Origin of the sequence: Paenibacillus sp. Leaf72 (assembly GCF_001422685.1) — a bacterium.
In the GTDB taxonomy this organism is placed as follows: Bacteria; Bacillota; Bacilli; order Paenibacillales; family Paenibacillaceae; genus Pristimantibacillus.
On sequence record NZ_LMLV01000033.1, the window covers coordinates 127,039 to 151,677 of the forward strand.

17 protein-coding genes and 1 riboswitch are annotated in these 24,639 nt (G+C 51.6%); of the genes, 3 read left to right on the forward strand and 14 right to left on the reverse strand.

Annotated features, from left to right (window positions below; genetic code table 11):
* Positions 1-248: 248 nt before the first annotated feature.
* The 14 genes from ASF12_RS27915 to ASF12_RS27980 form a co-directional block, all read right to left on the reverse strand.
* Complete coding sequence (locus ASF12_RS27915) at positions 249-3,023, reverse strand: alpha-mannosidase (RefSeq protein ID WP_056041721.1); 2,775 nt, start codon at positions 3,021-3,023, stop codon at positions 249-251.
* Positions 3,023-6,319 (reverse strand): beta-galactosidase, encoded by a 3,297-nt coding sequence (locus ASF12_RS27920; RefSeq protein ID WP_056041723.1) that lies wholly within the window; start codon positions 6,317-6,319, stop codon positions 3,023-3,025. The genes ASF12_RS27915 and ASF12_RS27920 overlap by 1 nt, the downstream gene beginning before the upstream one ends.
* Positions 6,316-7,635 (reverse strand): glycoside hydrolase family 125 protein, encoded by a 1,320-nt coding sequence (locus ASF12_RS27925; protein ID WP_056041726.1) that lies wholly within the window; start codon positions 7,633-7,635, stop codon positions 6,316-6,318. The genes ASF12_RS27920 and ASF12_RS27925 overlap by 4 nt, the downstream gene beginning before the upstream one ends.
* 27 nt (positions 7,636-7,662) lie before the next feature.
* Positions 7,663-8,580 (reverse strand): carbohydrate ABC transporter permease, encoded by a 918-nt coding sequence (locus tag ASF12_RS27930; protein WP_056041728.1) that lies wholly within the window; start codon positions 8,578-8,580, stop codon positions 7,663-7,665.
* Between the two features lie 71 nt (positions 8,581-8,651).
* Positions 8,652-9,560 carry an ABC transporter permease gene (locus ASF12_RS27935; protein ID WP_056042068.1) on the reverse strand — a complete coding sequence of 303 codons (909 nt, stop codon included), beginning with the start codon at positions 9,558-9,560 and terminating at the stop codon, positions 8,652-8,654.
* Between the two features lie 108 nt (positions 9,561-9,668).
* Entirely contained in the window at positions 9,669-11,144 is a 1,476-nt protein-coding gene (locus tag ASF12_RS27940) for an ABC transporter substrate-binding protein (RefSeq protein ID WP_056041730.1), read from the reverse strand.
* Between the two features lie 127 nt (positions 11,145-11,271).
* Positions 11,272-12,798: a response regulator transcription factor gene (locus ASF12_RS27945; protein ID WP_056041732.1), complete on the reverse strand. Its 1,527-nt coding sequence runs from the start codon at positions 12,796-12,798 to the stop codon at positions 11,272-11,274.
* The gene (locus tag ASF12_RS27950; RefSeq protein ID WP_056041734.1) at positions 12,791-14,611 is read right to left on the reverse strand and encodes a sensor histidine kinase; all 1,821 of its coding nucleotides are present in this window, start codon (positions 14,609-14,611) and stop codon (positions 12,791-12,793) included. The genes ASF12_RS27945 and ASF12_RS27950 overlap by 8 nt, the downstream gene beginning before the upstream one ends.
* 401 nt (positions 14,612-15,012) lie before the next feature.
* Positions 15,013-15,714 (reverse strand): class I SAM-dependent methyltransferase, encoded by a 702-nt coding sequence (locus ASF12_RS27955; protein WP_056041735.1) that lies wholly within the window; start codon positions 15,712-15,714, stop codon positions 15,013-15,015.
* 72 nt (positions 15,715-15,786) lie between these two features.
* Entirely contained in the window at positions 15,787-16,557 is a 771-nt protein-coding gene (locus tag ASF12_RS27960) for an ATP-binding cassette domain-containing protein (protein WP_056041737.1), read from the reverse strand.
* The gene (locus tag ASF12_RS27965) at positions 16,550-17,617 is read right to left on the reverse strand and encodes an ABC transporter ATP-binding protein (protein ID WP_081419094.1); all 1,068 of its coding nucleotides are present in this window, start codon (positions 17,615-17,617) and stop codon (positions 16,550-16,552) included. The genes ASF12_RS27960 and ASF12_RS27965 overlap by 8 nt, the downstream gene beginning before the upstream one ends.
* Positions 17,618-17,622: 5 nt before the next feature.
* Positions 17,623-18,441, reverse strand: coding sequence for an ABC transporter permease (locus ASF12_RS27970; RefSeq protein WP_056041738.1), 819 nt, complete (start codon positions 18,439-18,441; stop codon positions 17,623-17,625).
* Complete coding sequence (gene nikB, locus ASF12_RS27975; protein WP_056041740.1) at positions 18,438-19,379, reverse strand: nickel ABC transporter permease; 942 nt, start codon at positions 19,377-19,379, stop codon at positions 18,438-18,440. Before nikB ends, ASF12_RS27970 begins: the two co-directional genes overlap by 4 nt.
* 1 nt (position 19,380) lies before the next feature.
* Positions 19,381-21,009 carry an ABC transporter substrate-binding protein gene (locus tag ASF12_RS27980; RefSeq protein WP_235533307.1) on the reverse strand — a complete coding sequence of 543 codons (1,629 nt, stop codon included), beginning with the start codon at positions 21,007-21,009 and terminating at the stop codon, positions 19,381-19,383.
* A gap of 167 nt (positions 21,010-21,176) precedes the next feature.
* Positions 21,177-21,374, reverse strand: a riboswitch (cobalamin riboswitch).
* 129 nt (positions 21,375-21,503) lie between these two features.
* Between ASF12_RS27980 and ASF12_RS27985 the strand changes: the two genes are divergently transcribed.
* The 3 genes from ASF12_RS27985 to ASF12_RS27995 all read left to right on the forward strand — a co-directional run bounded on the left by ASF12_RS27985 (position 21,504) and on the right by ASF12_RS27995 (position 24,403).
* A complete protein-coding gene (locus ASF12_RS27985; protein WP_056041742.1) occupies positions 21,504-22,622 on the forward strand; it encodes an NADH-dependent flavin oxidoreductase in 1,119 nt (372 codons plus the stop codon).
* A 279-nt stretch (positions 22,623-22,901) separates the two neighbouring features.
* Positions 22,902-23,213 (forward strand): ArsR/SmtB family transcription factor, encoded by a 312-nt coding sequence (locus tag ASF12_RS27990; RefSeq protein WP_056041743.1) that lies wholly within the window; start codon positions 22,902-22,904, stop codon positions 23,211-23,213.
* Between the two features lie 86 nt (positions 23,214-23,299).
* Positions 23,300-24,403: an NADH:flavin oxidoreductase gene (locus tag ASF12_RS27995; RefSeq protein WP_056041745.1), complete on the forward strand. Its 1,104-nt coding sequence runs from the start codon at positions 23,300-23,302 to the stop codon at positions 24,401-24,403.
* Positions 24,404-24,639: the final 236 nt, after the last annotated feature.

Below are 24,639 nucleotides of genomic sequence, written 5' to 3' on the forward strand. Positions count from 1 at the left end.
TACTCTTTATTCCTAGATTATAAGTCACATTTCTTCAATTGTTTGTCGTTTTATGTCGTATCATAAAAATATTCCTTATGTACGTAATCTGCTATTTCCACTCCTTCTCAACCTATCTCATTCTTCTTCGAAAAAACTCATCCAAACTAATAGTTTTCTCAAAACAGCACAAAAAGGCCCTTATGCCTCAACACTACAGGCAATAAGGGCCTTCCTTCTAATCTTTTTGAATCCTAATGTCTGATTTGTTACAGCTTAAACCCAACCGTCACAATCTCACAAGGACCAACCGCCAAGGCTGCCCCCTGCTCTGCGCTCACTTCAATCGCTTCCCCTACGCGCTCCAGCACATCGCTCTTATAAAGCTGCTTGAACGCATCAGCATTGCCGCCGCCAAAGCCCGTATCCGACAAGCTCAGCTCTGCCGCCTGCTGCTTCATATTAAACCAGCGCAGCACAGCATCGCCGGACTGCTGGCTTACTTTCAGCGAGGAGAATGCCACGCCTTCGCCTTCCCAAGCAAGCAATCCGCCAACTGGTGCAAGTACGCCTGCATGAACCGCTGTCTGGCTTACCGTCCAAGGCACTTGGAACTGGTACGCCTGCGCATAAGCACCTGATGAAGCGCCATCGCCGTTATGCGGAATGATCGACAAACGGAAGCTTTGCTCGCCTAGGCACTGTGCTTCTGGTGTAGGGAATACGCCCCAGTCGCCAAGCTCGGATACCGAACGAAGCAGCGTAACTGCAATCGTATTGCGGCCATCGCGCAGCACTTCGTATTCGTTCAAGCCAAGGTTCGCTACAACAAGTCCGCCCTGCTCGCCGCTCACATCAACAAAAGCTTGCTGATGCTGCGTATTGCTCGGATTTTCCCATTCTGCCGAAGGCTCATTGTCACGCACAGCTACTTCAAAAATCGAGTCCACATGATGAACCGCTGTCTCTACATCCGTCGGGAACAATACGCGCACGCGATGATCCTTCGCCTGATTATTGAACGAAGCTTGTAAGTCTAGGCTTCTGGAGCTGCTGGAAAGCGCAATAACCGTCTTAATCGTCAACGGTACCATGTCCGCAACACGCTGTGCTTTGCGCTCAGGGTAATAAACAGCTTCCTGCTTCTCAATTTCAAACGTTTCATCGGCAGAAGCCGGAACCGCCCATTCATGTACAATTTCATAAGCTGTACGGTAAGCACTTTGCTCCACCAGACGAATCGCTGCTTTCACGCCTTGCGTCGTAATCGCCTGCTCGCCATCCGGCTGCTTGTACATATATTCATTGCCGATATCGCCTGTGTTCTCATAGACGCCAAGACCGCGATACACTTGACCGCTCTGCTTGTCCGTCAAATCGAACGAACCATCTTCACCGATGGCGACATGCAGCCATTCATTTTCCAGCACGGCCGAATCCGCACTCTGAGCCGCTGCAACCGCAGTCGCTTCGCTCGCTGGCGCTGCATCAGCTCCAGCGCCATTGCGCACCCATGCGTAAGACGACAGTCCAAGCGCCGGCACGTTCACCGCATCAAACGTCAGCTTAACTCGGCGGCACATATAAGGCTGGCGGAATTTGTCATCCGGCAAATCATAGCCAAATTGCAGCCCCAAATCCTGCACAAAGCAAGCAACTGCTGCGCCGTTATGGTCTACAAGAACTCTGCCTGAAATATCTACGGCATTCATCCGGCGGTTAACCTCTGGAAGCGGCAAGCCTTCACGGAAATACAGACGTTCAACATCAAGCTCAATTTCAACAACACCGCTGCGATCCCAGCCTGTCGTATTATAAACAACGAACGGCAGCGCAGCTTCGCCATAAGAAGCGAATACCGATGTATCCACCGCTTCGGCAATTGCCTGCGTACTATCCGCAACAATCGTTTCAGCAACATGGCGGCTCTTGTCAAAACGAGTGACCATCTCGCGGTGAACCTCATCCACACTGCAGCCGCAAATGCTGTCATGCGGATGGTTTTGCATTAGCGTTTTCCACGCATACGTAAACAGATGATGCGGGTATTCCTGTCCAAGCTTGTGCGCAATCGTCGCAAGCGGCTCCGCTACCTTTTCGAGCATCGCTTGGCCAAGCTGATTCATTTGCTTCAAATAAACACGAGCCGAAGCCGTGTTCACAAGCGTAGACCAGCCATCCGTACGTTGGCTGCGCAGCTCGCCCTTCACGACCGAAAGCTCGCGATCTAGACCGCTGTTTACCGCTGCCAAATAATCTTCAAAGTTGGAGTGGATAAAATCCGTATCCGGGTACAGCTTTCTTGCGGTCGCCAGCGCCGCGGAAAGATCCTGTTGAATAGGCTGATGATCACAGCCGTTCATGAACAGCAGCTCGCCAGTAGCCGCATACTTCTCGGCTTCCTCCAGCTTTTTGTCCCAATAGATTTTCGCCTCTTGCTCGTCTACCGGAACCTCCATGCCGTTGCAATACCAGTTGGCAAAAAGAATGCCCAATACGCGCGAGCCGTCAGGACCTTCCCATTGCAGCTCGGAGAATGAGGACTCATAGCCCGTATCCGCTACTGTATTGTTAAAGCCCGTTGGCTTCACGCCTCTGCCAAATACCGCATTATCAATGCCTGCTTGACGCAAAATTTGCGGCGCCTGGCCGATGTTGCCGAAGGTATCCGGGAAATAGCCGACCTTCGCAATGATGCCGTAACGGCTCGCATCCTGATGGCCGAGCTGCAAATTGCGCAAGTTCGCTTCGCTGCTCGTCAGGAAGGCATCCTGCAAAATGTACCAAGGGCCGATCGGAATACGTCCTTCTTTAATATATTTTTCAAGGCGTTCCCGATTTTCCGGGCGTACCTGCAAATAATCTTCGAGAATGATCGTCTGGCCGTCCAAATAAAAGCTTTTGAAATCGGGGTCCGTATCCAGCGTATGAAGCAGCGTATCCATCAGTTTAACGAGGAGCACATGATGCTTCTCATACGGCAAATACCATTCGCGATCCCAATGTGTGTGGGAAATAATGTGGGCCTTTCTTTTAGAAGCCATTACTGCGCACCTCTTCTTTCTTCATGTTGATCGGGCAGCGAAACCGCTACCTCTACTTGATGCGGGCGATAGACGGCGAGCAGCTTACCGCTTGCATCCGTTGCGAACAGCACAGAGCGTTCCTTTTCCAGTGAAAAAGCGTACCGCCCCTCCGTCGCCGGGTCTTGCACTTCAATCCTCGCATCGAATCCAGATTCGGATACGAATACGAATAGCGCGCCGCTCTTAAATGTAAGCTTGCGCCCATAAACGCCAGGCAGCTGGCCGCCTTGCAGCCAATTCAGCTCCTGCTCGCAGCCTGCCGAGTCAAGCGCATAGCGATACAGCTCCTTAATCGGCTCCGTTCGCTCGTTCAGCTCCAGCGGCAGCGGACTCCATAACAAGCGTCCCTTGCCTACGGCCAGCTCAACCAGTTGGTCGCCATCATTTGCTGCTCGATGAACAGCGGAAGCATCACCGGCAGCCGCTTCACTCGAAGCAGCACTGCTAATCGGAACCTCTTTCCATACTTCGGCTATCCGGCGATTGCCATATGAAACAGGAAAAGTGGCTTCGCCAATACGCAGCTGTTCCTCGCGCTGCACATTGCGCAGCTCCGCCCTGCCAAGCAGCCCAGAGCAGCGATCGCTCGCTTTCCAGTAAGCGTCCAAGCTTATTGGTCCCATCCATAATAACGTAACGCCCGCTCGCTCTACAAGTGCAATAAGGCGACCAAATGCGGCATCCTCCAAGTTATGCGCACTCGGCACAATGAGCAGCTTCGGCGGATTCGCCTCCAGCTCCTGCAGATGATATTCCGAAGCGCCGCGGAATGGCGTATTCAGCTCATAAGCAAGGACCCGCGTCGCGCGCGTTGTCGCATCAAACGCCAGCTTCCGATTGGAGAAGTCGTTGGAATACGGGAACAATACCGCCGTATCCTCCAGCTGGCGATCCACGAATAAATCTCGAATTTGCTCCATAAAGCTGCCAAAATCATACGATACATCCGCTTCCGGCTTTTCCGTTCCATCCGCCCGCAGCGCGCCGATATGCGATTCATTGGCATTGTCCATATAGAAGTTCGTATTCCAAATCCACTGTACGGCCCCAGCGCCGCCTGTCGCAAAAGCATACGCATATTTGCGCTCCAGCAGGCTGTGAAGCTCAGCTTCCGAACGCTTCGCTCTGCCATCTGGCGTCTCCACATACATAATGCCGGTTTCCTGCACCACATTCGGTTTGTTCGCTGTTTTTGCAAACAAGCTGTCCCACACGAGATTGTCGTTGAGCCACCAGGAGTGAACTGTCGTATAATCAGCGGCTTCCTCGTAGAAAAATGGCGAAGGACGCTGTGCGCCAAGCGCCTCATCCTGGCCGACCGTTACCATATGGTTCGGACATTCGTCTTTGATCGCCTCATACAATTGCTTCGCCCAGCGATTGTGCATGTCCATCGAGAACAGCACATAATCGAGCCAGCGCGTGCCATTTTTCCCTTGGTGCATGTCCTGCACATCGAAGTTGATTTCTTCCGGCTCCGGCGGCACAGCCGCTTCATAGCTAGGCAGCTGCTCCGGGGACATATTCCACTGCTCTTGGAGCCGTGCAAGCGATCCATGACGCTTTTTCAGCCAAGCGGTATAAGCCTTCTGTTCAAAAGGGTCGCGCGCTGAACGAGGTCCATTCGAGAAAATGCGCGGCGGATCAAACATCGATGGCTCATTGATCAAATCCCAGTCGACATTCATCGTCTGCTTGTGGCGGGAAACGATAGCGCGCACGAAGCGCTTCTGCGCCTCGACGCTGCGCGGATCGAGATAAGGGTTTAACCCTTCCCACGTTTCCGGCGTAAAGGAGAAGAAGGTAAAGGTTACCTGCAAGTCATGACATTTTGCCGTCAGCAGAAAAGCATCAATTGAACGCAGTGCCTCTTCTGACGCATGGCCATCCACCTGCATCACATTGCGGTACGCGGTCCAAATGCCCGTGCGAATCCAGTTGATGCCCGCTTTGCGCATTTGCGCCATGTCGCGGTCCCATACCGAAGCATTCGGTAGAAACAGAAATTTCCGCGCCACGTCCGACGTCATATACGTCATGCCGACTACAGGCAGCGGACGCCCATCCTTCTGAAAATAATCCCGTCCGCTCGTCACCGGGCTTCCCTGAGCGAGCAGCTTCTGGTCAAAGCCCCAGAAGCCTTGGCGCAAAATCCGCACCTCGCCCAAAGTCGATTCTGCTCGGCATACAACCCTATAGTAGCCGCTTTGCAGCTCAAGCGGCACGGGCAGCCTTAAAATCTGCTGCTGCTTGCCCGCCTTCTGCTGCAAGCGGTATGCCCATTTCTGCTGCGAGTTTTCATGCTCGACCGTTATAGCAAAATCCCACTCCGCGGCTGGGTACAAGTCATTCTGGCCAACTCTAGCCGTTCGCCGCCCTAGAGCAGCCTCATTTTCAGCTGACTGGAGCTTTGTCTCCTCATATGCCGAAACCTCACCACACTCAAGCTCGCGGCGAAGCTGCTGCACCTGCAGCGTCAGCATCGCTCGTTCGCCCGGCTCGAAAGAAGCATAGTTCGGCTTCAGCCACAGCTCCGTTACGCCAGCGGCGCAAAAAGCGGCCCAGCGTCCAAGCTCGACTGCTCCGCCTTCCAGCCAGAACGCATTCGTCAGCGGCTGGTTAATGAACAGCCAGCGTGCGCCTGCGAAAGCTCCCTTCGTGTTCTCCCACAGCACGACAGGCGCTGCTACCTCGCGCCCTGTGGCGGAAATGCCTTTCAGCAGCGGATAAATATGCGCGTCCATTGGCCCGGCAGAGCCCATTTGATGCGGCAAATCGCTGCTTTTCGTTACATGCGGCACCAGATTCCAAGTTGGCGTCACGCTAAACAGCGCTTCCTTGCCTGCGAGCAGCGGAAGATCCTCCGCTGCTGCAAGCGCAGCTATCGGAGCAGCGGCCACTGGCAGCATTTCATGAATATGAAGCTCGCGGTGATAGGCTGTCTGCTCCGACTCTACCTGCCACTCGCCTGCCTCGCTGCGGCGAACGGGGCGCTTAAACGGCGCGCCGCCCAAGCTGATCAAGCTGCCGCCGCGCCGCAAATAGCCGATAATCGCGCTCCATGCTTGTTTTGGAAAATAAGGGGCATGCATATTAATGAAGCAGCCTTCTTTCGCAGTATCAAGCGCATCCGCAAGCTCGTCTGCCCGGACAACGCGGCCTGCTCCTGCGAGCAGACCATCTAATTGGGCAGAAGGTTCCGAGGCTATCGGAAAGGTCGGATCATAAAAAATGATGGCATGGTGCTTGCTCATAGCAGTCCATCCTTCATCGCCCGATAAACGAGCTGCGAGAACAAGCTGTTCGACCAAGCGAACCATTTCCGGGTGAAGATGGCTGGATCGTCCGAATGGAAGCCTTCATGCATAAAGCCGGTATCGGCATCAGTTGCTTCCAGCATGGCGATCATGGCCAGCTTTTCCTCGTCGTTATCCGCAGTAATGCCCTGCATCGAAAGCGCCATATGCCAAATATAGCCTGGCGGCGTATGCGGGCTTCCGATGCCTTTGGCGATTTTTCCTTCATAATAAAAAGGATTTTCTTTGCTCAGCGCGAATTTGCGCGTGTTTTGGTAAATTGGATCATCAGCGGTCGTGTAGCCCAAATAAGTAATCGAGAGCAAGCCCGGCGTTCCAGCGTCATCCATCAAGCAATAGTTGCCGAAGCCGTCCGTTTCATAAGCATAAATAGGGCCAAACTCCGGGTGACGGTAAATGCCATACAGCTGAATGCCATGCTCGACATCATCTTCAAGCTGCTTGAGCTCCTTCACAAAAGCCATATCGCGGAATACCCACTCGGCCATCTCTCTCATCTGCCGCAGCGTCACAACCGCGAACATGTTCGCCGGAATGTTGTAGTGGAAGTCGCAAGCGTCGTCGCTTGGGCGGAAGCCCGACCAGATCATTCCGGTATAATTGACCGGCATGCCCATTCCGCTATTGCGCAGCGAATCGGTAGGAATGCCATTGTCCCTTACAAAACGGTAAGGGGAAAGCTCGAAGTGGCGCTGCTCGGTTTTCCAAAGCTCCACAATGCGGCGCATCGCTGCCTTAAAGCCGGAGTCAAAAATATCGGTCTGCTCTGTCTCTTTCCAGTACGCATAAGCTAGGCGCATCGAGAAGCAGATCGAATCCAGCTCGAACTTGCGCTCCCATACCCAAGGCGACATGTCCGTCTCATCCGTCGTATTCCAGTGCCAGTCATTGGCCGACTCATTAAAGGCATTCGCATAGGGATCAATTTGAATATTGGCCATATGGCGCTTGATCAAGCCGCTAATGATACGCTGCAGCTCAACATCATTTTTCGCCAGCGGCACATAATGAATGACCTGCTCGACCGAGTCGCGCAGCCACATCGCGGGAATATCTCCCGTAATGATGAAGGTTGTGCCATCATCCATTTTTTTCGTCGTCGTTTCCAGTGTGTTAGGAAAGCAGTTTTTGAACAGCTGAAGCAGCTTCGGGCGGTGCGCCAGCTTCTGCTCTGCTTCTTCCAATACCTGCTGAACCGCTTGCGGCAGAGCAAGCTCTGGCAGCGGGATTTTTGGCAATCTGAATTGTTCCATGGTGGGTGTAGCTCCTTTGACTATTATTTATTCCTTCACAGCGCCTACCGTCAAACCTTGAATGAAATAACGTTGGAAAAACGGATAAGCGAATACGATCGGTCCGGTTGCCAGCACAACCATCGCCATCCGCGATGTATCCTGTGGCATCGATTGCAGAACGCCTACGCTTAGCGATGCGTTTTGTGAGTTTTTCATAATAAACTGCATGCTGTTCTCAATCCGCATCAGCATCGATTGTAGCGGCACCAAATTTGGCGAATCAATGTACAGGAGCGCATTAAACCAGTCATTCCAATAGCCTAGTGTACAGAACAGGCCAATGGTCGCAAGACCTGGCAGCGATAATGGCAGAACAAGGCGGAAGAAAATGCCGAACTCGCCAGCGCCGTCGATTTTGCCTGATTCAATAATCGCATCCGGCACCATCGTCGAGAAAAATGTCCGCAAAATCATAATATAAAAGGCATTAACCGCAAGCGGTAAAATGAGTGCCCACAACGAATCCTTCAGCCCCAGCAGCTGCGTCATGACGATATAAGTAGGTACAAGGCCGCCATTAAACAGCATTGTGAAGAAAGCAAAGAAGGCGAAAAAGTTGCGATACTTAAAGTTGCGCCGCGATATTGCATAAGCGAACAAAGCGGAGCATACGACACCGATAATCGTGCCTACAATTGTAATCGTAATCGTCACGCCATAGGAGCGGAGAAGTTGGTCGCCTGCCTTGAATAAATAGCGGTAAGCTTCCACACTCCATTTCTCCGGAATAATCTGATAGCCATTGCTTGCCAGCGTCGCCTCATCCGTGAAGGAAATAATCGTCACGAACAGGAAAGGAAATACGCATAACAAGGCAAAAATGCCAGCCACGGCATGAAAAATAAAATTCCACGCTGGCGAGAGCTTATGAAAATCACGGCTCTTAATCGTTCCAACAGACACAGCCGTTTCCCCCTTTTGTTTTGGACTTCTGTTCCTAGAAAATTGGTTAAGCAAGGTTGCTGACGTCCATCCTAAAACAATGCGTTGTCTTTATTAAACTTGCGTACAATGCCATTGGATGTAATAACAAGAATGAAGCCGATAATCGACTGGTACAAGCCTGCAGCCGTCGTCATGCCAATTTCTCCCGTCGACTTAAGCCCGCGGTAAACATAAGTGTCGATAACGTTCGTCACGCTGTAGAGCGTACCCGAATCGCGCGGCACTTGGAAAAAGAGGCCAAAATCGGCATAGAAAATTTTCCCGATCGCCAGCAGTGTCAGAATGGTCATAAGCGGCATCAGCATCGGTAGCGTCACATTGCGAATTTGCTGCCATTTGTTGGCCCCATCAATCATTGCCGCTTCATAAAGCGACTTGTCGATTCCCATAATGGCTGCCAAATAAATGACGCTGTTATAGCCGACCGATTTCCATAGGAAGACGACGACAATCATAACCGGCCAATAACCCGGGCTCGAATACCAGTTTACCGGGTCCATGCCCAGCATCTCGGCGATTTGGTTGAACACCCCTCTGTCCAAGCTCAGAAAGCTGTAGACGAAGTAGCCCACGATAACCCACGATAGGAAATAAGGCAAAAACATGCCCGTTTGATAAAGCTTAGCGAGCCGCTTGTTCGTAATTTCGGCAAGCATAATCGCCATCGCTACCGCAATGACAAGGCCCAGTACAATAAACACGACATTGTACAGCACCGTATTGCGGGTAATGATATAGGCGTCATTCGTACTAAACAAAAACTTGAAGTTTTGAAAGCCTACCCATTTGCTCTCGATAATGCTGGACAGAAAGCCGTTACGGCTGTAGCGGTATTCCTTGAAGGCAATAATCATGCCCGCCATCGGCAGGTAGGAAAATAGAATAAACCAGGCTGTAGCTGGAAGCACCATTAGCAGCATAGCGGTATTTTTGTTCATATCCTTGAAAAAACGTCCTATAGCTCCCACTTTCTTCACCTCTTCGCAGTCGGATTAATGAGAGAAGGCATGAAGCGAATACGATCCATTCGCCCCACGCCTTCCGCTTTACTTGCCGTTCGCGGCTCTCCACTCATCAAGCTGGCGCTGCGCTTCCTCAATAATTTTATCCAGGCCTGCCGCTTTAAACTTCTCATTGGCACGCGGCAAATATACTTCAGGGTCAACCGTACCAGTCATTAGAGCTGCCCAGTACTCTTCTTTTACGTTTTGTACGGAAGCAATTTCGGTTGTCACCTTTGATGTATCAAAGTTGAAGCCAAGCAGCGGGGCTACTGTACCCGCATCATTAAATTTCTTGAACTCTTCCCATTTGTTCGTCGGATCTGTCGTATTCAAATACGTAATCATCAGATTGCCGAGCGAGAAGGTTGGCATATCGTAGTTTTTCGACTCGTCCAGATTGTCCATGACGGTGTCGCTCACTTTTTTGTAATGCACGCCTTCAATACCGGAATCGATCATATTGCGCAGGACAGGGTCCGTATTAAGCAGGTTTAGAAACTCCATCGCTTTTTCTGGGTAAGCCGAGTTAGCCGAAATAGCTTGCATCGAGCCCATAACCGACCAGTTGTAAATGAGCGCATCGCTCGCTGGTGTCGATACTACCGGGTAGCCGTAGCTCGCCGACCACAGATTGTCCGCGAACGGCTGCGAAGTGGCACGGTCTGCAAACCATTTGCCCGTCGTTTGCGCATCCGTCATGGAATCCATCGTTGCAGCTTCCGTCGGGATGTAGCCTGCTTTGTAATATTTGTGCATCGTGCCGAGAATTTGCTTCATCTCTGGCGTGTCGAGCACGTTTACGATTTTGTAATCTGTCGTGTCCAGGGCAACCGCCATTGGCAGCTTCTCAATAATGTAGTCGTATTTCACATACGGCATTTGGTTCTTATCTACCGCAAGCGCGTATACGTCTGGTTCATTTTCTTTAATCGTTTTCAGCAGCGGCTCCAGGCTTTCCAGCGTATACACGCCAGACATGTCCAGCTTGTACTTGTCGAGCAGCTGTTTATTGAAGCGCCATACTTCCTGTGCTGGCAATTCTTTATTGGCAGGGATGCCATAATTGTGGCCATCTACCTTTGAGCCTTCTAGGAAAGCTGGGTCCAATGCGCTAACGATGCCTTGGCCTTTTTCCTTGAGCAAATCGTCGATTTGCAGGAATGCGCCTTTTCTCGCATTTTGCACATAATCGAATGCCCATGACGCTGTGAACATAATGTCAACCGGATCGCCGGACGCTGTCATGACTTGCAGCTTCTGAGCGTAATCGCCCCAGTCCACCATGTTCATTTTAATTGTAACGCCAATTTTCTCAGCCGTGTATTTGCTCACCTCGGCCATAACTTTATCTACATCTTTTTGCGGCGTACCAATGGTGTACCAGATAAGTTCAACCGGTTTTTCAGCTGTTCCCTCTTCACCGCTGCTTTCATTTTTACTTCCGCAAGCGCCAAGCACAAGCGATGCAACCATCAGCAAGGCAAGCAGCGGCATAAATCTTTTTCTCTTGTTACTCATTTTGTTTCCTCCCCAATCTATGTTCTGTACTCTATGTTTTAAATTAACGGATGCGGCTATTTTCATATAGACCACAAACTAAAGGTATGATGTACAAATTAAAGAAAAAAACTACTCCATCTAGCGATTAGAGTAGTCCTTTGTATTCCGTCGGGGAAATTCCGACGTATTTCTTAAATTGTTTGTAGAAATAGCCTGTCTCCCAATAACCGACGGTTGCTGCAATTTCCTGCACCTTGAGCTGCGTCTCCTTCAGCAGCTGCTGGGCTTTGCCAATACGGTATTTATTAATATATTCGGTGAACGTTTCATTCGTCTCCTTCTGGAACAGATGTCCGAGGTAAACCGGATGAATATTATATTGCTGGCTCAGCAGCTTAAGCGACAACGGCTGGGCGTAATGCTCATGCACCTCGCTCAGCACCAGTTGAATGACCGGGCTTTTCACATCCTTCAGCAGCGATTCCACCGTCAAAGTCGCCGCTTCCTTCACAACCGCCATCAGTCCGTCAATCGAAGGAAGCTGCATAATTTTCGTAAAGCCCGCCTCATAAAGCTCCGGCTGATCAGCTTGCTTGATTTCCTTGAGCTCCATCTTGAAGCGGATCATCAGCTCAATTGCCATGCTTTGCATAAAAGCAGGGGTAATGCCATCCCTAACGTGGCAGCGTTCGAATTCGGCCTCAATGGCTTCATGCAGCTTCTCTACATCCCTTGCCTTAATCAGCTTCGCAAAGGTTGGCCAATCGAGCGGTGCAGCGGCCTCATTCACCGTCCCTGGCGGTCCTGCCTGCACAAGCAAATCGTAATCCAATATTTCAGGGTCATCATATAGCAGAAAATATTCCTGCGCTTTCTTCGCATTCGCATAGCTGCGCGGTGCTTCTTCCCCCATCGGTTCAGCGCTGCCGATGGAGAGGCGCATGGCGCTTTGCGCCAGCTTCGGCTGCATGCCGCGCAGCTTCTCTATCGCCTCGCGCTTGCCCGCCTCTGGCTCATCGAGCATAAATACGATGACCAGATCGCCATCGATATCGACAAACGGCAGCATCGATGGGTCTTGCACAGCCAATCGCTCAGCCGCTTCATAGGCTGGCGAGCCTGTCTCCTCCGTCCGTACTACAGCGGTTACCACATAGGGCCGGTCGAGACTGAGCTGCAATAACTCCATTCTCTCCTGCAGCTCACTGGGCGCAATGCGTCCCGTCAACCAGCGATACAATATATTATCGCGCAAAATACGAATATCGTATTCGCTGAACAACCGATCCGCCTTGCTTGCATTCAGCTTGTCAATCGTGCCCGCGAGCGTTTCCTGCAGCTCGTCGAGATTAATTGGCTTGAGCAAATAGTTTTCAACGCCAAGCTTGAGACCCTCTTTTATATAATCGAATTCGTTATAACCGCTTAATATAATAACTTTAAGATCCGGGCGAAATTTACGCGCTTCCCGAATGAGAGCGAGGCCATCCATCGTCGGCATCGAAATATCTGTCAGCAAGATGTCTGCGGGCAGATCCATTAAAGCCGCCAGTGCCTCCTGGCCATTTTCCGCGCTGCCGACGATTTCCAGGCCAAAGGCCGACCAGTCAATAATGTCATATAGTCCATCAATAATGAACGGTTCATCATCCACAATGAATACTCTATACATGCTCTGCCTCCTTGTCATAGGGAAAGGACAGCGTGACCGTCGTCCCCTCTCCTTCTTTGCTGTCGATATCGAGCCCGTATTCGCTTCCGTAGAGCAATTGCAGCCGCTCATGCACGCTTCTAAGCCCGAAAGAGCCGCCTCCGGCTTCCTCTGGCAGCGCCAGCCTTTGCCTGATTTCCTCCAGGCGCTTGCTGCTGATGCCGCTGCCGTTATCGGCAATCGTCACCCAAATCCGCTCCTCCTTGCGCCGCACATCCAATTGAACTTCATTGTCCATGCTGCGCGGCCGCAGGCCATGTACGACATAATTTTCAATAAGCGGCTGGAGCGCCATCCGCATCACCTGTCTGTCGCCGAGCCCCTCCTCGCAGCTGATGGCAAAGGAAAGCCTGTCCTTATAGCGAATGCGAAACAGCTCCAAATAAAGGCGCGCCGTTTCCAGCTCATCCTTTAAGGTGTTGCTCCCCTTCGGCTGCACAAAGCTCTTGAACAGCACCGACAAGCTGTAAATCATCTCTCCTACATCCTTCGCCCCTTGCGAGACGGCCCGCATGCGAATAACCTCCAGCGTATTATATAGAAAATGCGGATTGACCCTCGCCTGCAAAGCCGCAAGCTCCGTATGCTTTTGCTTGATTTCCGCCTTGTACACCGTGTCGATATGGCGGCTCAGCTCATCGAGCATATCATTGAAGCTGCGCGAAATTTGCCCCAGCTCATCGCCCCGGTCATCCTGGATGCGCGCGGTCAGCTCGCCGCTTTCCACCTTGCGCATGAAGCGAATAATTTTATTCGTCCGTTTGGCAAAATTGACGACGGCTAGCGTCGGCACCAGCAGTACGACGGCAATGCAAAGCGCGCTGATCAGCATAATCATCTGCTTCAGCCCGTGGGCCGCTGCAGCGACCTCTGCCTTCGGCGCTACACCGACGACGATAAAGCCCGCCTGATTTTGCGTCAGCGTCGTGACATAAGACTCCTGCTCCAGCATCGCCGTTCCATAGAGCGTGTCCAGCTTATCCATATAGGGATATATTTTTCCGTAGTAGGTATCCGAGGAATCAAACAGCACTTCCCCAGCCGGGTTCAGCACAACAATGTAGCCTTTAAGCTGGCCCTCATAATTTTTCAGCGCCTGCCTAATTTGATCCGATTTATAGTAGACGAGCAATTGGCCTAGCCCCTTCAGCGTCTGCTTGTCATTAATCGGGAGCCGAAAGGCATACAGCTCGGGATCACTTTGCTCAATGGCGCGCCGCACCCAAATATTTGGAACGGACACACGGGTGTCTTCCTGTGCCATCGCATCGGGAATATAGGAGCGCGAGGCGTTGGACGAAATCAGCCTCGTGACATGATTTTTCTTATACACATATAAAAACTGCCGATTGGAGCTGTACAGCAGCAAATTTTCAATATCCGGGTCGTCCTCCAGCTTATTATCAAAATAGTCGAGCCCTTTCGGCAAACTCGTACTTGTCTCATCGATATTTTGGTCGAGCCTGAATTTCATATAGTCATCGAAGGGATTTTGCAAAAAATAAGATAAATTCAGCGACAGCGGCTCATTGCGGTATACATCCACCATCATGGACTGGACAGAATCATATTTGCGGGTCATATAGCTGTTTACGCTGTCCATCGCTTTTTTCTGGTTTTCCAGCTCATTGCGGACGATCGATTGCGACATAAAATCATACATAAAATAAGCGAAGGTGACAATCGTCCCCGTCGTAATCAAAACAAACAGCAAAATCATTTTCATAAACAGATTATTTCTGACGTATTGGTCGTACAGCCGTTGCAGCTTCAATAGCAGGCTCCCTCCTTGCGCAGCACTTGAGGAGCCTGCACATGCATTATAAGTTATTACTATACTCTGAGTTGCAAGAAATCGACAAGTACCCGGGTGTAAAACGGAATAGATGCTTTCGTACAAGCGTAAACGGCTWTCGCCGTCCTCTGGCGGCAAAGCTACGTTTCGCGTAGAAATATAGAGAAAGGATGAGAAAATCATATCCTTTCCTATATTTCAAGCGTAAACGGCTRTCGCCGTCCTCTGGCGGCAAAGCTACCGTTTCGCTGTGAAATATAAGCCCATTCCATTATAAGGGTGAAACTTATAATCTCTTATATTTTAAAAAAAGCAGCAGATGCTAGCGATATTCGCTCACATGCTGCTGCTTTTTCAACTTGTACTCTATGTCTGGTGCGTTACGTATCCCAGGAAATCAGGGCAACATCATGAATCGCCCCGCTTTTGCGCTGCACAGCGAACGTGTCCATTTGATGGGCGATTTCCATTTCCTGCAAAACATCGCAAATCACCTGTGCGCGGCTGCGTTCCAGCTGCTTTCCGCCATACATAGCCCGCAGCGGATGGGCAAAAGGCAGCCCGATCGACTGCACGAGATAGACGCGCCTCCTCGCAGTAAGATTCATCTGGGCAAGGCTCTCCTTCATATCGCGTATCCGGTAAAAGGCATTGGCGCTGAACAGCACATCACAAGCCAGCCCCGACGACTCTTCCCACTTCGCATGTATCGCCTCCGGCACAGCTTGCGCCAAACCAGACTGCTCCCAGCTTCTTGCCAGTATTTCATACATCGCCGCCGAAGGCTCCACGACAGTAAGCTTGCCCACATATGGAGCAAGCAGCTGCGTAAATCCGCCCGTTCCTGGGCCTACTTCAAGGAGTTCATCCTCGCTCCGCAAGCTTGCTATAACGGTGCCCATTAGCTCCGCCGTATACGGCGCAAGCGGATTGCGTTCATCATAAACAGGCGCATGCTGCTGCCAGTAGCTTTCTTCCTCGGCATCATTGCCGACGCGGGAATCGCTTTGGGCTGCCTGCTCCCAAGCGAGCGTCCAGTAGGCTGCGGGCGTCAAGCCAGCTTCGTTGTACCATTCCTTCATCCCACACACGTTCCTTTCCTTTTGCAAAATCTATATAAGTTGAACGATTGATTAGCATGAGGGCTATGGTCGTCACTGCGAGAAAGCTTGAAAAGCATTCACCAGTTGCTGCGTATAAGGATGCTGCGGGCGCTGCATTATACACTCGCTCTCATCAAGCTCAACGATACGTCCCTCTTTCATAACCGCAATTCGATCGCACATATGCCGCACCAGCGCCAAATCATGCGAAATAAACAAATAAGTCAGCCCATATTCCTTGCGAATGCGCTGGAGCAGCTGGGTAACCTGCGCCTGCACTGAAACGTCAAGCATCGACGTCGGCTCGTCCAGCACGAGAAACTTCGGCTCCAGCATCAAGGCCCGGGCAATGACGATTCGCTGAATTTGCCCGCCGCTTACCTGATGGGGATACCGCGTCAGCACCTCTGCCCGCAGCCCGACAACCTCCATTAGTTCAAGTGCCTTCTCCCTGGCTGCTGCCTTATTCATAAGTCGATGCAGCATTACTGGCTCAAGCAGGCTTTCCAGCAGCGTCCGCCGGGGATTAAGCGCGGAGTGCGGATGCTGAAACATGATTTGCAGCTCACGGCGCAGCGGCCTCATCTGCTTCATGGAATACCCGCTTATATCGGTTCCTCTATATATAATACGGCCGCCATCAGCCGAAATCAGCTTTAGCAGCAGCCGCGCAAGCGTTGATTTTCCGCTGCCGCTCTCCCCAACTAACCCCAGCGACTCGCCTTCAGCGATATGAAAGGTTGTTGGCTCCACCGCCTGATGACCTTTGCCTGTTAGCCAGCTGCTGCGATACCGTTTGTGCAGCTCAATGATTTCAAGCATAAAGGAAGCACCTCGCTTTGTGCTGGGAGACTGCTTGCGGGACGGCTGTATGCAGGGCGGTTGTATGCGGGGCTGCCGCTTGCTGACCCTCAGCCATGCCGCTTACTTGGTCAACTGCCTTATTCGTTATGACGGTGTGAGCTGCCTTGTACAAGTCAGGCTGCTCGGCTTTGCAGCGCGGCATCGCAAAACTGCAGCGCTCATAAAACTTGCAGCCAACAGGCTTATCCGTCAAACCTGGCGCTGTTCCAGCTATCGGTATCATTCCTCTGCTGGGCATAGATGCGATTAATCCGCGCGTATAAGGGTGCATCGGCTGTGCAAACAGCTCCTTCGCTGGTCCCTGCTCAATGATTTGACCGGCATACATGACGCCCACTTCATCGCAAAGCACCCGCGCTGCATCCAGATCATGCGTAATGAGCAGCAGCGCCGCACCTGTGCGCCTCGCCATATTGGCCAGCATTTCCGTCACCTGAACGCGGATTAAAGCATCAAGCCCTTTCGTCGGCTCATCGGCAATAAGCAAAGACGGGCTTCCGGCAAGTCCCATTGCCGCCAGCACACGCTGCTTCATTCCACCGCTCAGCTGAAAGGGATAGCGCCGCAGCTGCTGCTCGGCATCCGGCATATTCATGGCATGCAGCAGACCAGCAGCCTGCGCGTTAAGCTGCTTGTTCCCCGCTCTACCTGCATAAGCGCGAATCGCCTCGCGCAGCTGACTGCCCAGCGTCATCACCGGATTGAGCGAGCTTGCCGGATTTTGCGGGATGAGGGCGATTTCCCTCCCCCGTATTTGCCTCATTTCTTTTGGGCTCAGCTTTAGCAAATCCATGCCTTTATACAGGATGCTCCCACTGATAGAAGCCTGTGCGGGAAGCAGCCTCACCAGCGAAAGGCCCAGCACCGATTTGCCGCTCCCGGTCTCGCCAATCAGTCCAAAAATGCGGCCACGCTTCAGCTCAAGCGAGGCCCCATCTACCGCCTGCACCAGTCCTTCCCTTGTCTGAAAGGATGCATTAAGCTGCTTGATTACGATAAGCGTTTCGCTCAACTTCATTCCTCCTACAGCAGTGAATGCTCTTTCTCCGTCCGTGTATCCAGCTTATCCCGAAGCCCGTCACCCAGCCAGTTGATACATAGCGATACAACTGCTATACAAAGACCGGGGGCGATCATCAGATGCGGATAGCTGCGAAAATACGGCCGGGCATCATTCACCATCACTCCCCAATCTGCCGCTGGCGGCTGCAAGCCTAGACCGAGAAAGCTAAGCGAGGCGATAGATAGAATAACTCGCCCAATCCGAATGGTGAACAGCACGATAAGCGGCCCTAACAAATTTGGCAGCATATGCCTGACGATGATATACGCATGGCCCGCTCCTAAAGCACGGATGCCTTCCACGTAGCTTTCTTCGCGAATTTTCATAACCTCGCCGCGCACAACCCGAGAGAAATCCGCCCATGAGGTGAAGAGCAGCGCGACAAACAGGCTTTTCACCCCAGGACCGAGCGTACCTGCAATGGCCAGCATAAGGGCAAGACCCGGCAGCCCTTGAAAAATGCTAACGACAATTTGAATGGCTTCATCGGTCCAACCGCCAGCATAACCGCTAATGGTGCCCAGCAGCAGGCCAACGAGCATTGTAGCGAGCGTAACAGCGACCGCGAGCAAGATCGACACCCTTCCGCCATACAAAATGCGGCTCAGCACATCCCTTCCCAGCGTGTCCGTTCCTAGCCAATGTGCGGAGGACAACGGCGCAAGCCTTTCCGCCATATTAATCTGATTCGGGTCATAAGGAGCAAGCAGCGGTGCCAGCAAGCTGGCAAGCAGTACGAAGGCAAGCACGCCCGCGGCCACCCCGTAGGACATCTTCATCGCAGCTTCCCTCCCAGCCTGATTTGCGGATGAGCGAGCCCGTAACATAAATCTGTCGCCAAATTAAACAGCACGTAGATGAGACCGGTAAATACGACATAGCCCTGAATGACCGGATAATCTCTGCGAAAAATACCGTCCATCGCAAAGCGCCCGATGCCCGGTACCGCAAATATAACTTCCACGATGACGGAGCCGCCAACAATCGCTCCAAAATAACTGCCGATAACCGTGAGCAACGGAATACAAGCATTGCGCAGCGCATGCCGAAGCACAATAAAGCTCTCACGCAGCCCCTTCGCTCGGGCTGTCAGCATATAATCTTTATTCAGCTCCTCCAGCAGCGCCGCACGCGTCAGCCGCATCAATATGGCGCCTGTACCGGAAGCAAGCACCGCCGCTGGCATAAGCAAATGCTTCCAGGTGCCGTAGCCGCTAGTCGGGAGCAGCTGCAGCTTCTCCGACCATAAGGCAATGAGCATGATCGCCAGCCAAAATCCAGGAATGGAAACCAAAATCAGCGCAAGCGCCCTGCCGATATGATCGAACAGCCGATTGCGCCGGATCGCCATGAGCATGCCGGATGGCACTCCAAGCAGGACGGCGAACAGGACAGCTAGCAAAGATAGGCTTAATGTTGCTGGCAGGCGGCGCAGCAGCTCGCCGCTAACCGATTCCTTCGTCATATAAGACGTGCCAAGATCACCTTGCAGCGCCTTTGATAACCAATGGCCATACTGAATGAGCAGCGGATCATTCAGCCCCATCTCTTCTCTTTTCAAAGCAATTTGCTCTTCGGTCGGCTGGCTGAAGCCGTTCATGCTCAGCAGTTCGACAGCCGGATCACCCGGAGAAGCGACGCTTAAGGCAAAGGCTATAAACGTAATGCCAATCAGAACGGGAACCGCCGCCGCCAACCTCCGAATGAAATAGGCCATCTTATTGCACCCGCTCCAGCTGCGGCAGCGTTGTACCATACACAAGTGCACCGTATCCGGTAATTTCTTTGCTGTACGCAATTAAGCTCGCATCATTAAACAGCGGAATCGTCGGCAATTCCTCGGCTGCAATATCCTGCAGCTCGTTATAAATCGCAGCGCGGTCATCCATATCCAGCGTCGTCTTCACCTGCTTCAACAGCTCATCCACATGGGCATTGCTGTAACCAAGCGTATAACTGATATTGCTTGAGCCTTCGCTCGCCATATAATTGTTCAAAATCGAATAAGGATCGCCATTCGGCAGCCCCTGAATGGCCAGTGCCAGATCGAAGTTTCCTTGTGCCTGTGCTTCCTTGTATGCCGCACCATCCAATATTTGAATCGTCACGTCCAGCTGCAGCTCTTGAAGCACAGCCTGAAGCAGCTCGGCTTGCGCTTTATACGGATAACGATCGAGTCCATAGGTAGGCACAATTAGCGTAACCGCCTGCCTGCTGTCCCCAAGCACCTCATGCGCCAGGGCGATTGCCTTTTCTGAATCATGGACGACAGGAATGTCCTTATAAAACGGCGATGTCGCATTCAAAATGTTCGCCGTAGCGGTCGGATAGCCCAAATACAGCTCCTTCACCAGCTGCTCGCGGTCAATCATCAGGCTCAGCGCCTGACGCATTTTCACATCATTGAATGGCGCTTTGGCACCGTTCGGATGCAGGTAATGGGAAATCGTCGATTTTGCCGTCGATACAGCAAAGCGTTCATCCTTCAGCAGCTCCTCGGCAAGGGCAGGAGGAATAGCGCCCAAATCCATGACGCCCAAAATCTCTCCAGATTTCAAGGCAGCAAGCCTTGTATCAGGGTCCGGTATGACGCGGACGCGGATTTTTTGGGCTTTTGCTTTTTCGCCATAATAACCGTCGTAAGCCTCTAGCAGTGAAAATTGATCCTTCTCATGCTGCACAAGCTTGAAAGGGCCTGTCCCTTGCGGCAGGCCGTTAAAGTCGCCATTTTCGTCAAAATTATTCGGGCTGTACATCGGGCTTGAAAAGTTGATCATCGAATACAGCAGCGTCGGCTGCGGATTGTCGAAAACAAGCTTAATCGTGCTATCATCAACCTTCACGACTTCCTGAAGGCTTGGGTATGAATTGTTGATGTCGAGCGTATAGAATGGCGAGCTTTTCGGGCTCACTTGCTTGTAACGGGCAAAATTTGCAAGTACCGCGTCCGCGTTGAATGGCGCGCCATCATGGAAGGTGACGCCTTTGCGCAGCATGAAGGTCCATTCCTTGGCATCAGCAGACATTTCCCACGCTTCCGCCAGCTTTGGAGCAGGCTTTCCATCCTCGGAAGCGGAAATCAACGGCTCCCATACATACAGAATGGTGCTCGTGTAATAAGCATCCTGCGGTCCCGGTGCTAAATCCCGCGGCGCAGCCAGCACGATTTCTTCAGAAGCAGCTGCTGTAGAGGCGGACGGAGCAGCAGACTGCTGCGACAGCTCATTATTGCTGCCTGATTCATTGGAACCGTTAACGCCACTGCACCCCATTAGCGCCAGCAGCAAGCATAGGCTAAATAAAACACCTATTGTTTTTTTGTTTTTTGCCATTTGTGTACGTTTCATCTTCTCTATTTCCTCTCCCTCTAGCAAAATCATCTTCCTGCAAAAATCCGCAAAAAAAGACAGCTCTACCTCCAGTCATAGGAAAGATAGAGCTGCCTGTTATTGTTATTTTCCATCATAGCAAATAAGCATGCGCGCTAACACTTCCCTATCCTCCGTAGGTTACAGCAGTGTTGTCAGAACAGGCAGGTCTCCTGGCTACCGGAAATTGTACTGGAAGCTGCCTTCCCAATCCCGCTAAGCGAGATCAGTGGCCTTGTAGCTTCAGCTAATCCGTAACAGTGGCGGGACCGCGTCGGTTTTGCACCGAACTTCCCTTTTAAGCTCCAGCCGCAGCTGTTGCACCTTATTCCCACAATTTTTCAGTTGTTTGCAAATCTGGTTGATTATATACCAGCCCTTTCATTTAAGCAACCTTTCCACTCCACTTTCCTTTCGTAATTATCTGATATAAAATAAAGCACATAGCATTTCGTAACTGGAGGGAACTACTGATGAAACCACAATTTCAGCCTTTATTTGAACCATTCACTTTCGCGAGCGGCATGTCTGTACATAATCGAATTGTCATGGCGCCCATGACAACCTGCTCGTCCAATCCGGACGGCACAGTGCCTGATGAAGAGCTTGCCTACTACAGCCGCCGCAGTGCTGGGCCCGGCATCGTCGTTACAGCGTGCGTCTACGTGAGCCGCAACGGCAAAGGCTTCCCCGGCGAATTTGGCGCGGATACGGACGCAATGATTCCAAGCCTCAAGCGTCTGGCCGATGCTATTAAAAGCCAAGGTGCGAAAGCGATTTTGCAAATTTTCCATGGCGGAAGATCATGCTTCCCTGGCCTAGTGCCAAATGATGATTTGGTGAGTGCCAGCAGCATTGCCCAGCAGGAGGGCGGAATTGTGCCACGCGAGCTGAACGAGGAGGAAATCAAGTCGATTATCGCCGACTTTGGCGAAGCGACACGCCGCGCGATTGAGGCTGGTTTTGACGGCGTTGAAATTCACGGTGCCAACGGCTACCTGCTGCAGCAATTTTACTCCCCGGCTTCCAATGTGCGTACCGACGACTGGGGCGGCTCTGTTCATAAACGTATGGCGTTCCCGCTCTACGTCGTTGAAGCTGTTAAGAAGGCAGCCGCTATGGCGCCGCAGCCGTTTCTTGTAGGCTATCGCTTCTCGCCGGAGGAGCCGGAAGAAGAAGGATTAACGATGGAGCATTCGTACCATCTGGTTAACGCTCTAATCGAGATGAAGCTGGATTATTTGCATGTGTCGCTTCAAGATTTCTGGTCGAAGCCGCGCAGAGGCGAGCAGGATTCGCAAAGCCGCATGGCATGGTTCGTCGAAAAATACAGCGAGCACATTCCGTTCATCGGTGTCGGCAGCATCACAACCGCAGAAGAAGCGCTTGAGGCGAAAAACTCCGGCGTGCCGTTTATCGCCCTTGGCCGCGAGCTCATTATGGACCCGGATTGGACGGAGAAAATCAAGCAAGGCAACGAGCAGGATATTGTGACTACGCTATCCAAGCAAGATCAGGAGCGCCTCGTCATCCCGAATGGCTTATGGGGAGCGATTACGCATGCGCCAGGCTGGTTCCCGATAACGGAATAAGCGCAAAATCCAACCATTCGCTCACAAATAGGCACAAGGTGAAACGGCTGTCGCCGTCCTTCGGCGGCGCGGCTTGTTTCAGTCCGAGAAATATAGAGAACGGATCGCGTTAGGACATCCTTTCCTATATTTCAAGGTGAAACGGCTGTCGCCGTCCTTCGGCGGCGCGGCGCGTTTCAGTCCGAGAAATATAGAGAACGGATCGCGTTACGATACCCGTTCCTATATTTTATAAAACAACAATTTGACATTTCTATAAAAATAGATATACTAAGCCTCATGGATACTTTGTCAATACTTAAAGCTGTGTCTAACGAGAAACGGTACCATATTTTAAAATGGCTGAAAACGCCTGAGGAGCATTTTGGGCCTCAATGCCATCTAACCGATGCGTGTCAGTTTGCTGGAGGCGTATGTGTCGGTTCTTTTGCAGAAAAAACAGGACTTGCGCAATCCGTTATATCCAGCTATTTAGTGAAAATGCATAAAGCAGGCTTACTGGAGTCGAAACGGATCGGGCAGCACACCTATTACAGGCGTAATGAAGCTAACATTCAGTTTTTCAAAGAAATGATTCAGGATGAGCTATAACCTTGCTTACTCCTGCTCATTTCATGCTTTTATATCTATTTTTATAGAATTATAGATTTTTTATTCAATTAGGAGGTATTTTATTCATGAGCTCAATTCAATCGTTGTTCAAGCCTTTCTCAGCAGGTCCACTTACACTGCCTAACCGTATTGTAATGGCACCAATGACCCGCGGTTTTTCTCCAAATGGCGTTCCGGGCGAAGATGTAGTTGCCTACTATAGACGCCGCGCCGAAAACGGTGTTGGCTTAATTGTGACAGAGGGTACGCTGATTAACCATCCGGCTGCCACTGATAATCCAAACATCCCTAACTTTCATGGCGAAGCTGCATTAAATGGCTGGGCAAAAGTCGTTGAAGCCGTTCACCAAGCTGGCGGCAAAATCGTTCCGCAAATTTGGCATGTTGGCACAACGCGCAAGGTCGGCTCCCATCCGAACCCGGAAGCACTGCCGATTGGTCCTTCAGGTGTTACCGCCGAGGGCGAGGTTGTTAATGAGCCTTTGACCGAAGCCGAAATTAAAGGCCTTGTTGCAGCTTACGCGCAAGCAGCTGCTGATGCAAAACGGATTGGCTTTGACGGCATTGAGCTGCATGGCGCACATGGCTATTTGATCGACCAATTTTTCTGGGAGAAAACGAATAAACGGACGGATCGTTATGGTGGCGATATGCTGTCCAGAACACGTTTTGCGGTTGAGATCATTGAAGCTTGCCGCCAAGCTGTAGGGCCTGATTTCCCGATTATTATCCGTCTGTCACAGTGGAAATCGTCCGAGTATACAGCGAAGCTTGCGAGCACTCCTGAGGAATTGGGACAATTTCTTGCTCCGCTTGTTGAAGCTGGCGTAGATATTTTCCACTGCTCAACCCGCCGCTTCTGGGAGCCGGAATTTGCAGGCTCGGACCTAAACTTTGCAGGCTGGACGAAAAAGCTTACCGGCAAACCAACGATTACTGTTGGCTCCGTAGGTTTGGACGGCGACTTCATGAGCCTCTTCACCGAAGGCAAAGGCGCAGAAAACGCCAATGTGGATGATTTGGCCTCACGCCTGGATGCAGGCGAATTTGATCTCGTAGCTGTCGGCCGTGCCCTGCTCGTCGATCCTGCCTGGTCAGATAAAGTCCGCGACGGACGGCAAGATGAATTAATTCCGTTTACGCCGGCTGCTTTGCAGACGCTGCATTAAGAACCTATTGCTCGCAACCTAATAAATCCCCAGCTCCTCCTTTTTCACGGATTGGAGGAGCTGGGGATTTTAATGTTTCTACCTCCACAAAGATAGACTTGGCGGACTCAGGAGCCGCTATTCCAACGGAATCACGGGTTAAGGCGCAGGACGCGGACTCAGGAGCCGCTAATGTGCCACCAATAGCTGTTTTGACGGGATAATGAGGGTTATAACGGATTTCCTGTCCGCTCATA

What these genes read in the sequence shown, in the direction of transcription:
- ASF12_RS27915 (WP_056041721.1), bottom strand. Translation starts at nt 3,023, where the DNA reads ATGGCTTCTAAAAGAAAGGCCCACATTATTTCCCACACACATTGGGAT.
- ASF12_RS27920 (WP_056041723.1), bottom strand. Translation starts at nt 6,319, where the DNA reads ATGAGCAAGCACCATGCCATCATTTTTTATGATCCGACCTTTCCGATA.
- ASF12_RS27925 (WP_056041726.1), bottom strand. Translation starts at nt 7,635, where the DNA reads ATGGAACAATTCAGATTGCCAAAAATCCCGCTGCCAGAGCTTGCTCTG.
- ASF12_RS27935 (WP_056042068.1), bottom strand. Translation starts at nt 9,560, where the DNA reads ATGAACAAAAATACCGCTATGCTGCTAATGGTGCTTCCAGCTACAGCC.
- ASF12_RS27940 (WP_056041730.1), bottom strand. Translation starts at nt 11,144, where the DNA reads ATGAGTAACAAGAGAAAAAGATTTATGCCGCTGCTTGCCTTGCTGATG.
- ASF12_RS27945 (WP_056041732.1), bottom strand. Translation starts at nt 12,798, where the DNA reads ATGTATAGAGTATTCATTGTGGATGATGAACCGTTCATTATTGATGGA.
- ASF12_RS27955 (WP_056041735.1), bottom strand. Translation starts at nt 15,714, where the DNA reads ATGAAGGAATGGTACAACGAAGCTGGCTTGACGCCCGCAGCCTACTGG.
- ASF12_RS27960 (WP_056041737.1), bottom strand. Translation starts at nt 16,557, where the DNA reads ATGCTTGAAATCATTGAGCTGCACAAACGGTATCGCAGCAGCTGGCTA.
- ASF12_RS27965 (WP_081419094.1), bottom strand. Translation starts at nt 17,617, where the DNA reads ATGAAGTTGAGCGAAACGCTTATCGTAATCAAGCAGCTTAATGCATCC.
- ASF12_RS27970 (WP_056041738.1), bottom strand. Translation starts at nt 18,441, where the DNA reads ATGAAGATGTCCTACGGGGTGGCCGCGGGCGTGCTTGCCTTCGTACTG.
- nikB (WP_056041740.1), bottom strand. Translation starts at nt 19,379, where the DNA reads ATGGCCTATTTCATTCGGAGGTTGGCGGCGGCGGTTCCCGTTCTGATT.
- ASF12_RS27980 (WP_235533307.1), bottom strand. Translation starts at nt 21,009, where the DNA reads ATGAAACGTACACAAATGGCAAAAAACAAAAAAACAATAGGTGTTTTA.
- ASF12_RS27985 (WP_056041742.1), top strand. Translation starts at nt 21,504, where the DNA reads ATGAAACCACAATTTCAGCCTTTATTTGAACCATTCACTTTCGCGAGC.
- ASF12_RS27990 (WP_056041743.1), top strand. Translation starts at nt 22,902, where the DNA reads ATGGATACTTTGTCAATACTTAAAGCTGTGTCTAACGAGAAACGGTAC.
- ASF12_RS27995 (WP_056041745.1), top strand. Translation starts at nt 23,300, where the DNA reads ATGAGCTCAATTCAATCGTTGTTCAAGCCTTTCTCAGCAGGTCCACTT.